The sequence below is a fragment of the Streptomyces sp. NPDC088707 genome, assembly GCF_044752725.1.
Classification (GTDB): domain Bacteria; phylum Actinomycetota; class Actinomycetes; order Streptomycetales; family Streptomycetaceae; genus Streptomyces.
This window is the reverse complement of the sequence record NZ_JBIVLV010000002.1, coordinates 657,928-670,340: the sequence shown is the minus strand read 5'-3', so window position 1 is coordinate 670,340 and position 12,413 is coordinate 657,928. Positions and strand designations below refer to the sequence as shown.

11 protein-coding genes are annotated in these 12,413 nt (G+C 74.5%); 2 read left to right on the top strand and 9 right to left on the bottom strand.

Features of this window, described 5'->3' with window-relative positions; genetic code table 11:
* Positions 1-17: 17 nt before the first annotated feature.
* Both ACIP84_RS10330 and ACIP84_RS10325 read right to left on the bottom strand, forming a co-directional pair.
* Positions 18-1,520 carry a carboxylesterase/lipase family protein gene (locus ACIP84_RS10330; RefSeq protein ID WP_401796916.1) on the bottom strand — a complete coding sequence of 501 codons (1,503 nt, stop codon included), beginning with the start codon at positions 1,518-1,520 and terminating at the stop codon, positions 18-20.
* Positions 1,521-1,577: 57 nt separating this feature from the next.
* On the bottom strand, positions 1,578-2,813 hold the full coding sequence (locus tag ACIP84_RS10325) for an MFS transporter (protein WP_401797121.1): 1,236 nt from the start codon (positions 2,811-2,813) through the stop codon (positions 1,578-1,580).
* 136 nt (positions 2,814-2,949) lie between these two features.
* Here ACIP84_RS10325 and ACIP84_RS10320 point away from each other — a divergent pair, with 136 nt between their 5' ends.
* Together ACIP84_RS10320 and ACIP84_RS10315 are read left to right on the top strand one after the other, a co-directional pair.
* On the top strand, positions 2,950-3,924 hold the full coding sequence (locus ACIP84_RS10320) for a LysR family transcriptional regulator (protein WP_355958599.1): 975 nt from the start codon (positions 2,950-2,952) through the stop codon (positions 3,922-3,924).
* A 45-nt stretch (positions 3,925-3,969) separates the two neighbouring features.
* A complete protein-coding gene (locus tag ACIP84_RS10315; protein ID WP_401796913.1) occupies positions 3,970-4,338 on the top strand; it encodes a hypothetical protein in 369 nt (122 codons plus the stop codon).
* Here the strand turns inward: ACIP84_RS10315 and ACIP84_RS10310 are convergent.
* The 7 genes from ACIP84_RS10310 to ACIP84_RS10280 all read right to left on the bottom strand — a co-directional run bounded on the left by ACIP84_RS10310 (position 4,329) and on the right by ACIP84_RS10280 (position 12,412).
* Positions 4,329-4,760, bottom strand: a complete 432-nt coding sequence (locus ACIP84_RS10310) for a DUF4440 domain-containing protein (RefSeq protein WP_401796910.1) — start codon at positions 4,758-4,760, stop codon at positions 4,329-4,331. The genes ACIP84_RS10315 and ACIP84_RS10310 overlap by 10 nt on opposite strands.
* Positions 4,757-5,266, bottom strand: coding sequence for a DinB family protein (locus ACIP84_RS10305; protein ID WP_401796907.1), 510 nt, complete (start codon positions 5,264-5,266; stop codon positions 4,757-4,759). Before ACIP84_RS10305 ends, ACIP84_RS10310 begins: the two co-directional genes overlap by 4 nt.
* Positions 5,267-5,351: 85 nt before the next feature.
* Positions 5,352-7,727 (bottom strand): arylsulfatase, encoded by a 2,376-nt coding sequence (locus ACIP84_RS10300; protein ID WP_401796904.1) that lies wholly within the window; start codon positions 7,725-7,727, stop codon positions 5,352-5,354.
* On the bottom strand, positions 7,724-8,659 hold the full coding sequence (locus tag ACIP84_RS10295) for a formylglycine-generating enzyme family protein (protein ID WP_401796901.1): 936 nt from the start codon (positions 8,657-8,659) through the stop codon (positions 7,724-7,726). The genes ACIP84_RS10300 and ACIP84_RS10295 overlap by 4 nt, the downstream gene beginning before the upstream one ends.
* Positions 8,656-10,608, bottom strand: coding sequence for a dipeptide ABC transporter ATP-binding protein (locus ACIP84_RS10290; protein WP_401796898.1), 1,953 nt, complete (start codon positions 10,606-10,608; stop codon positions 8,656-8,658). The genes ACIP84_RS10295 and ACIP84_RS10290 overlap by 4 nt, the downstream gene beginning before the upstream one ends.
* Positions 10,605-11,471: an ABC transporter permease gene (locus ACIP84_RS10285; RefSeq protein ID WP_401796895.1), complete on the bottom strand. Its 867-nt coding sequence runs from the start codon at positions 11,469-11,471 to the stop codon at positions 10,605-10,607. The genes ACIP84_RS10290 and ACIP84_RS10285 overlap by 4 nt, the downstream gene beginning before the upstream one ends.
* A complete protein-coding gene (locus tag ACIP84_RS10280) occupies positions 11,468-12,412 on the bottom strand; it encodes an ABC transporter permease (RefSeq protein ID WP_355958612.1) in 945 nt (314 codons plus the stop codon). Before ACIP84_RS10280 ends, ACIP84_RS10285 begins: the two co-directional genes overlap by 4 nt.
* Position 12,413 lies beyond the last annotated feature (1 nt).

The following is a 12,413-nucleotide window of genomic DNA, read 5'->3' as shown; positions in this document are numbered from 1 at the left end:
GCGCCCGCCATCCCCGCTCAGCCCAGGCGCCCGGGCCCGTCCGGTACTCGGTCCAACCAGAGTTCGCGGACCCGGTGGACCGGGTCCGAGGCGACCCGGGGTTCGGTGTCCCAGATCATCGTGGCTCGTCCGGCCTCCGTGTAGCGGGGCCAGTCGGCGCCCGGGTCCTGGTCGGTCACGAAGGCGACCCAGGCCCGGTGCATGGCGTCGGCGAGCACGCGCGGCGGTGCGTCCCCGGCGACGGCCGCGACTCCCTCCGCATCGAGGAGGTCGAAGGCGAAGGGCAGGTCGACGCAGTGGAAGGCGAGGTCCGCGGCAGGCGAGCGCCAGGCGAACTCGTAGAACCAGGTGGGCCGTTCGCGGGCGGCGCGGGCATCGGCGACGGCCAGGTTCGGGGCGCGGAAGGTCGCGTCGGTCAGCGCCTGGCCGAAGAGCCGCTCCGGGCCGCCGTCCGCGTACGCCTCCGTGAGGGCGTCGGTCCGCGCGGGGTCGAGGCCGAGGCCGCCGAGGAGGACGGGCAGCGGCGGGCCCTCCGGGCCGGGCGCGGGGAACATCGTGAACTCGTGCTCGGTGAAGCCGAGCATCAGCGGCACGTCCGCGCCCGCCTCGCCCGTCGTGAGCGCGTCGAGCACGGGCAGCGGGATGAGCTCGCCGTCGGCGAAGGGGGCGAAGGACAGCAGCGGCGGCAGGCCCTCGCGGTCGGGGCCCGGCTCGCTCATGCGGTCCTGGAGGGCGAGGATCTCGTCGTCGCCGAGGTCGCGGAGGGCGGCGGCGGTGGCCGGTACGCCGGTGCGGGCGGTGAGGAGCCGGGAGGCGGCGCGGGCGGCCTCGGGGCCGTCGGGGCGCGGGACGGCGCCCGAGACGGAGAGCGCGCCACGGAACAGGCCCTGGGCGGCGGGGACGGCGAGGAGGGTCTGGACGGCGCCGCCGCCCGCCGACTGTCCGGCGACGGTGACCTTGGCGGGGTCGCCGCCGAAGGCCGCGATGTTGTCCCGTACCCATTCCAGGGCGGCGATCCAGTCGCGCACGCCGCGGTTGTCGGGGGCGTCCTCCAGGTGCAGGAAGCCCTCGATGCCGAGGCGGTAGCCGACCGAGACGAGGACGACGCCGTCCCGGTTGAAGGCGGCTCCGTCGTACCAGGGGCTGGCCGCCGAGCCGGCGACGTAGCCGCCGCCGTGGATCCAGACGAGGACGGGCAGAGCGGCCGCGGGGTCGGTGTCGGGGGTGAAGACGTTGAGGTTGAGGATGCCGGCACCGGGGACGGAGGGCTCGGGGATGGTGGTGATCTCGGCGAACGGGCGGCGCTGGGCCGTCGGGCCGTACGCGGTGGCGTCCAGCGGCTCCGTCCACGGCTCCGGCGGCACGGGCGCGGCGAACCGCAGGTCGCCGACGGGCGGCTGGGCGTACGGGATGCCGAGGAAGCACAGGCTGCCGTCGGCGCGGCGCTCGCCGCGGACGGGACCGCGGTCGGTGGTCACTGTGCTGCCGGAGGCGGCCGTGTTCGTGCCGGTGGTGCTCATGGGTGCTGCTCCTTCTGCGCGGGGGCACACGAAGCCCGGGGCAGGAGCCTGCCACCGTCACTTACACGTGTCAACGCCCGCTGTCGCCCGCCCCTCCTCCCTGGGCAGCAGCAGCGGCGTCGCAAGCAGCAGGACGCCCGCCAGGCCGATCGCCGCACGGGGTCCGACAGCGGCGGCGAGCAGCCCCCAGAGCGCGGTCAGGGCGGCGAGGGAGGCCTTCGCGGTGACGGACCAGGCGGTGAGGGTACGGGCGACCCGGTCGGTCGGCGTCAGATCGAGGCGGTGGGCGGCGAGCACCGGGGTGAACACGGCGGCGCAGGTGATCAGCGCCAACTCGACCGCCATCACGAGCAGGAGCCCCGTGACACCGGGGTGGACCAGGACGAGGCCGACCGGCCAGCACGCACGGAGCACGCCCGAGGTCCGCAGGACCCGGTGCCGGCCGTAGCGCGCGACGAGCGGGCGGGCGAGCCGTGAGCCCACGAGCCCGCCGATACAGGGCACCGCGAAGGCGAGCCCGTACTGCCAGGGGGCGAAGCCCAGCGGCCCGAGCATCAGGACGGCCAGCAGGGGGGCGGTCGCCATGATGAGGCCGTTGACCAGGACGGAGTTGAGGAACAGCGGGCGCAGGACCGGCTGGGCGAGGATGTGCCGCCACCCTTCGAGAAGGTCGCCGGCCCTCATCCCCGCCCCCGCCCCGCGCGTGGGGCCGGGCTCGCGCCCCCTGATCGCGCGGATGCCCGCCGCCGAGAGCAGATAGCTCAGTGCGTCGACCAGTACGGTCGCCACCGGGCCGGCGAAGGCGACCAGGGCGCCGCCGAGCGGCGGTCCGACGACGGTCGCGGTCCAGGTCGTGGATTCGAGCCTGGCCTGCGCGACGAGGCGGCCCTCCGCCGGTACGAGCGCCTTCAGGCAGGCGCCGGAGGCGGCGCCGAAGGTGATGTCGGCCGCGGCGACGAGCACGGAGACGACGAGGAGCTGGACGAAGCCGAGCCGGTCGAGCGCGTACGCGGCCGCGACGCTCAGCATCGCAGCGCACCGCACGAGGTCCATGGCGACCATCACGGGCCGCTTGCGGCGGAACTCCACCCAGGGGCCGAGCGGCAGCGCGACCGCCGCCCCGACGGCGGCTCCCACGGCGGCCAGCGCGGCCACCTCGGCGGAGCCCTTGTGGAGCACGGTGAGGGCCAGCAGGGGGAAGGCGTTGAAGGCGACCCAGGTGCCCAGGGTGCCGGCCGCGTACGCCGCCCACAGCCATCCGAAGTCCCGTCCGAGGGACACCCCGCCCGCCATGCCCGTACCCCTCTCGCCGACCGGCCGCACAACCACGGACCGACGGTCGCCATCCAAGCGAGCGGAGGACCCGCAGATCAAACAACCGGTGCGCACGGACCACACAACCGCCGGTTGTCGGGCTAGGCTGCGGGGCGTGGATCTCGAAGCCGTACGCACGTTCCTCGCCGTGGTGGACTCGGGCCGGTTCCGGGAGGCGGCCGCCGAGCTGGCGGTCACCCAGCAGGCCGTCTCCAAGCGGGTCGCCGCGCTGGAGAAGGAGCTCGGTGTGCGGCTGCTCGCCCGCACCCCGCGCGGGGCGGAGGTGACGATCGACGGGCAGGCGTTCCTGCCGCACGCCCGCACCCTGCTGCAGGCCGAGGCGCGGGCGATGGCCTCCGTACGGCCCGAGCGGCGGGCGCTGCGGGTGGACGTGATCGGCCGGCGGCTGGCGACCGCGGGGCTGCTGCGGGGGTTCCACCGGGCGCATCCCGGGATCGAGCTGGACGTCGTGACGCTGTTCGACGCCGACGCGGCCGTCGCCGCCCTCGGGGCCGGCACGATCGACGCGTCCTTCCGGGCGGTCACCATGCCCGGCCGACGGCTTCCCGAGGGCATCGGGGCGGTGCCGGTCCTGGACGAGCCGCTGCAGCTCCTGACAGGCCCCGGGCACGTGCTCGCGGGCGCGCGTTCCGTCCCGCTCGCGCGGCTCGCCGGCCTTCGGATCTGGATCCCCGGCATCGTCGGCGGGACGGAGTGGGCGGCCTACTACGCGGACCTGGCCGCCCGGTTCGGGCTCACCATCGAGGTGACAGGCCCGGACTTCGGCCCCGAGGCGCTGTTCGACACCATCGCGGACTCCCCGGACCTTGCGACCTTCGTCGGCGCGGGCACCCGCCTCGTCTGGCCGCAGGGGCACGATCTGCGGCGCGTCGCCGTGCACGGTCCGACTCCGGTCTATCCGCACTCACTTCTGTGGGCCGTGGACAACCCGCACCCCTCGCTGCTCACCCTTCGCGAGCATCTCGCCGCCTCACCCGAGACCCCCGGGTCCCCGGCTGCGACAGGGCGGGAGACCGACATCTGGACACCTGCCTGGGCGCGGCCACGGGATCATCGTCCCGAGCCCTAGACTCGGAACGCCCGGGGGACGGGCAGGTCCAGGGGAAGGCGGCCCATGATGCGGTGGACGCATGACGCCGTGGGGGGCGTGCTCGTCCTCCTGCTCGGTGCGGGGCTCATCACCGTCGGCGTCCTCTGGAAGGGGCGCGCGGTCCGGCCGTTCGCCGCGTCCCGTGCCCGCTCGGTGACCCAGCGGGAGTACGCCCGCGACCTGCAGCGGGCGGCCGACCATGTGATCGCGCTGGCCCGCCGGTCCGCCGGTGAGGGCGAACCGGCGATCGTCACCGTCGAGGCCGTGGTGCGCACGACGCAGGAGCGCTACGGGTACGCCGGGGTGGAGCGGAGGCACGCGGCGGCCGCGCTGCGCCGCCGGTTCGAGCACGGGCGCTGCGCGGTCGACTGCGTCACCGACGCCTACGGCTGAACGTCCGCCTCGGGTACGGGCGTTCCCTGGTGGTAGTACATCCGCAGGCCCGTACCGGCCGGCGCGCCGGGGTCGCGGCGCCAGAGCGAACTGCGCCTGGCCCTGCGGCCGTCGAGGTCCGTCTCGTAGGTGAGGTGGACGACGCCGGGGGCGAGCAGGGTCGCCGAGAAGGCGGTGGGCTCGTAGCGGGGTCCGTCCTCCGTGGCGCCGGACATCTCGGCGAGTTCGTCGAGCATCTCCTCGTACGTCCAGCGCCGGCCGGAGGCGCCGACCTCGACGAACTCGGGGTCGAGCAGTTCGGCGGCGCGCGCCCGGGAGACGCGTACGGCGGGGTCGAGGAGCGCCAGTTCGCCGGCGACGGCCTCGGCGACGTCGGGGTGTCCGTCGGGCTCGTCAGGGGTTCGGGGGACGTCACGGGTCACTCCCCCGTCGTGCCGTCGAGGCGTTCGCGCAGCAGGTCGGCGTGGCCGTTGTGCCGTGCGTACTCCTCGATCATGTGGGCGAGGACGTAGCGCACGGAGTACGTCTCGCCCTCGTGGGTTCCCGTGGCGTCGAGGGACTCGGCAGCGGCCACGATCGCGCGAGCACGGGCGCACTCCTCCCGCCAGACGGTGAACGCCTCGTCGACGTCGGCATGGTCCACGTCGAAGTCGGCCCGGTCGGTGGAGCCCGGCGGCGTCCAGGGGCTGCGGCTCCGCTCCCCGTTGAGCGTGTTCCGGAACCATCCGCGCTCGACCTCGGCGGCATGGCGGACCAGGCCGAGGAGGGAGAGCGCGGAGGGGTCGACCGCGCGCGTCCGCAGCTGCTCCGGCGTGAGGCCCTCGCACTTCAGGGCGAGGGTGTCGCGCTGGAAGTCGAGCATGGCCGTGAGGACGGTGCGCTCGTCCCCGGTGTACGGCACGGACGTGCGGTGATCTTGGATGGTCATACGGGCATTGTGCCTCCGTCCCGCGGGGTCGGCCCGGGATTTTCGCGGGCCGACCCCCGGACGGGCCGGTCTGCTCGCGGGCGGTTTACTCGAAGGCGGCGGCGGCCTCCTTGAGCGCGGCGGCGACGGCTTCGGGCGCGTCGGGGCCGGGGGCGCCGGGCCGGTAGGTGACGGACGTCAGCCGGCCGGTGTAGCGGAAGGACCGGTGGCGTTCGAAGAGCGGCCAGGAGACGGGGGACTTCCGGTCGACGCCGACGCTGATCCCCTGGAACGGGGCCATGCCGATGAGCTGGTGCACGCTGTCGGGGGCGGCGCGGAGCTCGCCGTCCACGGTGATCGTGAACCGCCAGCGCAGTCCCTCCTCCGCCGTGGCGGCGAGGAGGATCTCGTGCGGGCCGGGGTCGAGGGGGCCCGCGTCGGTCTCGTGGAGGGTGCCGTACTCGTTGTAGGCGAGGGCGAGCCGCCCGTTCTCGACGTAGAGGCTGTAGCCGCCGCCCTGGTCGCCGTGGGAGACGAGGACACCGTCCCCGGTCTCGTCGACGGCCACGGCGATCTCGAAGGAGCGCAGGGAGACGAGCCGGGAGGAGCGGTAGCGCTCCAGCTCCGGGGTGCCGGGCAGCAGGGTGAGGGGGCGGCTGAGGCGCTCCTCGGCGGGGTTGCGGCGGGCGAGGGCGCCGCTGTGGTCGGGCAGCGGGAAGACTCCGTTGCGCCAGGCGGCGTCCTCCCAGGCCGCGGAGAGCTCCTTGACGAGCTCGGGCCGGGCTGCGGCGAGGTCGTGGATCTCGGTGGGGTCGGTACGGATGTCGTACAGGGCCCATTCGGAGTCGTCGTAGGGGGCACCGGGCCGGTGGAGGGTGACGAGCTTGTGGCCGTCGCGGTAGTGGCTGCGGTTGCCGGTCATCTCGCAGTACTGCTCGGGGTGGGTCGATTCGTGGGCGGCGTCGGCGAGAACGGCCCCGAAGCTGATGCCGTCCGGTTCCTGGAGCGGGACGCCCCTGCGGCTCTCGGGCCGGCCGAGACCGGCGAGTTCGAGGAGGGTGGGGGCGATGTCGGTGACGTACTGGTACTGGGGGCGCAGTCCGCTCGCGAGCCGGCCGTCCCTGACACCTTCGGGCCAGGAGAGGACGAACGGCACGCGGACGCCGCCCGCGTAGGTGTGGCCCTTGTAGAGGCGGAAGGGGGTGTTGGAGGCCATGCCCCAGCCGCGGGGGTAGTGGACGAGGCTGCGGGGGCCGCCGATGAGTTCGGGGTCGCGGTCGACGTCGGGGTCCCAGTCGCCGGGGAGGCGGGGGTGGTGGACGAAGCGGCTGAAGTACGAGCGGGTGCCCTCGGCGCCGCCCTCGCCGGTGCCGCCGTTGTCGGAGGTGAAGACGATGACGGTGTTGTCGAGTTCACCGAGGGCGGCGAGGGTGTCGGTGAGGCGGCCGAGGTTCTGGTCGATGTTGTCGACGAGTGCCGCGTACACCTCCATGTAGCGCGCGTAGAGCCGCTGCTGATCGTCCGTCAGGGAATCCCAGGCGGGGACGTCGAGTCCGGCCTCGCTGTTGCGGGCGGGGAGTCCGGTGCCGGGTGGGAAGAGGCCGGCGGCGAGCTGGGCGGCGAAGCGCCGCTCGCGCAGGACGTCCCAGCCCTCGTCGTAGCGGCCGCGGTGGCGGGCGATGTCCTCGGCCTTGGCCTGGAGGGGGCCGTGGACGGCGTTGTGGGCGAGGTAGAGGAAGAAGGGCTTGTCCGGCTCGTGGGCGCGCAGCGACTTCACCATGGAGATCGCCTGGTCGGTGATGTCGTCGGTGTAGTAGTAGTCGTCGGGGAACTCGTCGATGTCGAGGGGGCTGTTGTCCCGGACGAGCTGGTGCGGGTGGAAGAGGCTGGTGAGCCCTTCCAGGACTCCGTAGTACTGGTCGAAGCCCTTCTGCAGGGGCCAGTTGACGCGGTCGTTCGCCGCGTTGGAGGCGGAGTCGCGGACGAGGTGCCATTTGCCGACGGCGTAGGTGGCGTAGCCGGCGTCGTGGAGGAGTTCGGCGAGGGTGGGGATGTCGTCGGCGATCTCCATGCCGTAGCCGGGGAACCCGGGGTCGGAGTTGGCGACCATGGCGTAGCCGACGCGGTGCGGGTTGAGCCCGGTGAGCAGGGCGGCCCGGGCCGGTGAGCACAGGGGCATGGTGTGGTAGTTGGTGAGCCGGACGCCGGTGTCGGCGAGTCCGTCGAGGACGGGCGTGGGGATCTCGGAGCCGAAGGGTCCGATGTCGCTGAAGCCCATGTCGTCGACGAGGACGACGACGATGTTGGGGGCCTTGGCGGGCGGGGTGGTCCGGCCGGGCCAGGCGGGCTCGGACTCCGCGAAGGTACGGCCGACATGCCCGGCGAACCCCTCGTAGGGGTCGCGCCGGGTGGCGGCCGGCCGAGGGGCTGCGGGTGGCGTGCCGGTGGACTGCGCGGCTTCGCGCGGGGTTCCGGTGGTCATGCGGGGGCGGGTCCTTCCGGGGGGAGCGAGCGGGCGACGCGGAAGCCGCCGTGGCCGGTCGAGGAGTCGGGGGTGTTGTGGGAGCGGGCGGCGACCCGGTAGCGGTTGCAGTAGGAGGCGTGGCAGAGGTACGAGCCGCCGCGGATGACGCGCTCGCGGCCGTCGCGGTCCCAGGCGTCGGCGCACCACTCCCAGACGTTTCCGGAGGTGTTGTGGAGGCCGTACCCGTTGGGGGAGTACGCGGTGACGGGGACGGTGCCGAGGTGTCCGCCGGGCCGTTCCGAGCGGTTCGGGAACGCGCCGAGCCACGTGTTGCACATCTCCCGCCCGCCGGGGGTGAACTCGTCGCCCCACGGGTAGCGGGCGCCGTCGAGTCCGCCGCGGGCCGCGTACTCCCATTCGGCCTCGGTGGGCAGCCGGACACCGGCCCAGGCGCAGTAGGCGAGGGCGTCGTCGTGGCTGATGTGCACGACGGGGTGATCGGCGCGGCCTTCGAGGTCCGAGCCGGGGCCCTCGGGGGCGTGCCAGGCGGCGCCGCTGACGCCGAGCCACCAGGGGGCCTGCGGGACGGCGCCGAGGACGTGGCGTTCGGCGGCGGGACGGAGCAGCAGGTGGAAGACGAAGGAGGAGCCGAAGCGTTCGGCGTCGGTGCGGTGTCCGGTGGCCTCGACGAACGCGGCGTACCGGGCGTTGGTGACGGCGGTGGCGGCGATCGCGAAGGGGGCGACGGTCACCTCCCGGACGGGTCCCTCGCGGTCGGCGGGGTAGCCCTCACCGAACGCGTCGCCCATGCGGAAGGTGCCGCCCGGCAGCTCCACCAGGGGGTGGAGCTGCGGCGCGGTCCGTACGGTGGGCGACGGGAGGAGCGCGAGGGCGCCCTGACGGCCGGTGCCGGCGGTGCAGCCGCGTCCGGGGGTGCAGCAGGCGGTCATACGGACACCGCCTCGGTCGCGGGTCGTGCGGGCTGCCGGGCCGCGACGGGTACGGGCTCGGGCGCGGCGGCGAGCAGCGCGCGCGTGTAGGGGTCGCGGGGTCGTTCGCACAGCTCGTCGGCGCCTCCGGTCTCCACGATCCGGCCGCCGTGCATCACCGCGATGCGGTGGCTGACCTGGCGGACGACGGCCAGGTCGTGGGCGATGAAGACGAGGGCGAGGCCCAGGTCGCGCTGGAGGTCGGTGAGGAGGCCGACGATCTGGGCCTGGACGGAGACGTCGAGCGCGGAGACGGGTTCGTCGCAGATGAGGACGGCCGGTTCCGGGGCGAGGGCGCGGGCGATGCCGACCCGCTGGCGCTGGCCGCCGGAGAACGAGCGGGGGTGCCGGTCGGCGGTGGCCGGGTCGAGGCCGACGAGGCGGAGGAGTTCCGCGACGCGGGCGGGACGCTCCGCGGGGGTGCCGATGCCGAAGGCGCGCAGCGGCTCGGCCACGATCTCCCCCACGGTCATGCGGGGGTTGAGGGAGGCGTAGGGGTCCTGGAAGACCATCTGCACACGGCGGCGTACGGCGTGCAGCTCCGCGCGACCGGGGCGGGTGACGTCCCGGCCGTCGAGGAGGATCCGGCCCGCGTCGGCGGGGTGGGCGTGGGCGAGGACCCGGGCGAGGGTCGACTTGCCGGAGCCGGACTCGCCGACGATCCCGAGCGTCTCCCCCGCAGCGAGGGTGATCGAGACGTCGTCGAGGGCGGTGAAGCGGCGCCGACGACTCCGGTACGTCTTGTGCACTCCCTCGGCGGCCAGGACGACGGCTCCGGGTTCGGGGCGGTCGATCCGGGCGGGCGGCGGGGGCGGCGGCAGCGGTTCGGCGTGTTCGGCGGCGGGCAGGCAGGCGGCGCGGACGGTGCTCCCGAGGGCTCCGCCGACGGCGACGAGCGGGGGGACGGTGGTCGCGCAGCGGTCCTCGGCCAGGGTGCAGCGGGCGGCGAAGGCGCAGCCGGCGAGCGGGAGGCTCAGGTCGGGCGGGGTGCCGGGGATGCCGGTCAGGCGGGTGCCGGAGGGGGCGGAGAGCCGGGGCACGGCGGCGAGGAGGCCGGCGGTGTAGGGGTGGCGCGGGCGGGTGAGGACCTCGGCGGTGGGGCCGTCCTCGACGACCGTGCCTCCGTACATCACGAGGACGCGTTCGCAGGCGCGGGCGACGACGCCCATGTTGTGGGTGATGAGGACGACCGCTGTGCCGGTGCTACGGGTGAGGTCGCCGAGGAGGGTGAGGAACTGGTCCTGGACGGTGGCGTCGAGGGCGGTCGTCGGTTCGTCCGCGAGGAGCACGTCGGGTTCGCCGGCGAGGGCCATGGCGATCAGGATCCGCTGGCGCTGGCCGCCGGAGAACTGGTGCGGGTGGTCGTCGAGGCGCCGCTCGGGGTCGGGGATGCCGACGAGGCGGAGCAGCTCGACGGCACGGGCGCGCCGGGCGGTCCTGCCGCGTCGGCCGGGGGCGTCTGCCACCCGGGCGCGTCCGGCGGGAAGGTGTCCCGCGTGGGCGGGTCCCGCGTGGGCGGGTTCCGGGTGCGCGGGTCCCGCGTGGGCGCGGAGGACCTCGTCGAGGTGGCGGCCGATCGTGAGGACGGGGTTGAGGGCCGTCATCGGGTCCTGGAAGATCATGCCGATACGGGCGCCCCGTACGGCCCGGAGCCGGTCCTCCCCGGCTGTGACGAGGTCCTCGCCGTCGAGCCGGACCGAGCCGCCGCTCACCCGGCCGGTGCCGGGCAGCATCCCGAGCAGGGCGAGGGCGGTGGTGGACTTGCCGGAGCCGGACTCGCCGACGACGGCGAGCGTCTCGCCCCGTCGGAGGGTGAAGGACACGTCCCGGACGGCGTGCAGCCTCCCCCCGCCGGGAGTGGTGAACTCCACGTCGAGGCCCTGGACTTCGAGGAGAGGTGGGGTGGTCATCGGCGTATCTCCCGGTTCAGTGCCTCGGCGGTCAGGGAAAGGCCGAGGACGAGCACGGTCACGGTCACGAGCGGTCCGGCGGCGAAGTGCGGGGCCTGGGCGAGATAGGGCATCGACTGACTGAGGACGGCTCCGAGGGTGGGTTCGGGAGGCCGGACGCCCACGCCGAGGAAGCTCATCGCCCCTTCGATGAAGACGGCGACGGTGAGGGAGACGGCGATCTGGACGACGAGCGGGTCGGCGGCGTTCGGCAGGATGTGGCGGGTGAGGATCCGGCCGCCCGAGGTGCCGCCGACGCGGGCGGCCGTCACGTACTCCCGGCCGCGCTGGACGAGGATCCCGGTGCGCAGGAGCCGTCCGAAGACGGGGATCTCGGCGAGCGCGATGACCAGGATCACGGGCAGCCGGCCGGGGCCGAGGACGGCGGTCACGGCGAGCGCCAGGATCAGGCCGGGGAAGGCGAGGATCAGGTCGAAGGTGCGCTGGACGACGGTGTCCGCGATCGGGTGGGCGGCTGCCGCCAGGGCGAGGAGGCAGCCGAGGGCGGCGCCGAGCGGCACGGCGACGACGATGATGCCGAGGTCCGCGCGGATGCCGTGGAGCAGCCGGGCGAGGAGGTCGCGGCCGAGGTCGTCGGTGCCGAGCGGGTGGCCGGGGGCGCCGGGCGGGGCGAGCGCGAGGCCGCTCTGGTCGGTGGGCCCGTGTCCGGCGAGGAGTGGCGCGAGGAGTCCGGCGAGGACGACCAGGCCGACGAGGGCGAGTCCGGTGCGGCCGCGGGCGGTGGCGAGGGCGGCCCGGTAGGGATGGAGGCGGCGCGCGACGGGCGGCGCGGCCTTCGTGAGGAGGGTGGTCATGGCGGTCACTCCCACCTGATCCGGGGGTCGAGCCAGGCGTGGACGAGGTCGGTCAGCAGCTGGACGAGGACGAAGACGGTGACGAGGAGCAGCAGCAGGTCCTGGACGACGGGGTAGTCGCGGCGGACCAGGGCCTGTTCGGCGAGCTGGCCGAGGCCCGGCCAGGCGAAGATCGCCTCGACGAGGACGGCGCCGCCGAGGAGGTGGCCGGTCTGCATGCCGAGGAGGGTGACGACCGGCGGGAGGGCGTTCGGCAGCGCGTGTCGCCGGAGGAGGCGCCGTGGGGCGATGCCGGCGGCGGTGGCGGTGCGGACGTAGTCCTCGGCGAGGGCGCGCTCGATGCCGTCCTTGAGGTAGCGGCCGAGGACGGCGGCGCTGGGAAGGGCGAGGCAGAGGGCGGGCAGCAGCAGGTACTGGACGCCGAGGTCGGGTGCGGTGAGGAGCGGGACGCGTCCGCCCGGGGGCAGGACGCCGAGGACGACCGCGAAGAGGAGGACGAGGAGGACACCGGTGACGAAGGGCGGTACGGCGAGCGCGGTGGTGGTGAGGATCCGTACGGCTCCGACGACCCAGCGGTTGCGGGATGTGGCGCCGAGGATGCCGAAGGCGGCGCCGAGGACGACGACGAACAGCAGGGCTCCGAGGGTGAGTTCGACGGTGGCGCCGAGTCCCTCGCCGATGAGGTCGGCGGTCTGTCCGCCGATCGCGTAGGACGGTCCGAGGTCTCCGGTGAGGAGGTCTCCGATCCACCGGAGGTACTGGGTGTGCAGCGGGGCGTCGAGTCCGAGGCGGGCCCGGATGGCCGCCTCGGTCTCGGGGCTCGCGTCGGGGCCCGCGAGGACGGCGGCGGGGTCTCCGGGGACGAGCCGGAGGAGGGCGAAGGCGACGAAGGAGGCGACCAGGAGGACGAGGAGGGCGGAGGGGAGCCTCCGCAGCAGGTAGCCGCGCATC